This window comes from Legionella brunensis (assembly GCF_001467025.1).
Classification (GTDB): domain Bacteria; phylum Pseudomonadota; class Gammaproteobacteria; order Legionellales; family Legionellaceae; genus Tatlockia; species Tatlockia brunensis.
In genome coordinates, this window is record NZ_LNXV01000030.1 from 1 (window position 1) to 206 (window position 206).

Consider the following 206-nt stretch of genomic DNA (forward strand, 5'->3'; position numbering starts at 1 on the left):
GTACTTAAGCTCTAATGACTGTATTGAATCGCCTGTGGTGACCATATAGCGGCGATTGGTCATGACTTCCGTGAATTCCTGATAAATTTGTTTCAAGCGCTCAGGAGAGCTATTGCTATCGCGGTTAAATGTAAAACGATAGGCTCCTTTTCCAAATAAGCGCTGGGAAGTTCGGTTGAAATCGATGTAGTTAGTCTCTAACAAGG

1 protein-coding gene is annotated in these 206 nt (G+C 42.7%); it reads right to left on the bottom strand.

Annotated elements, in window-relative coordinates:
• On the bottom strand, nucleotides 1-206 hold a 206-nt coding region (locus Lbru_RS17375; RefSeq protein WP_162262411.1), incomplete at both ends, for a hypothetical protein.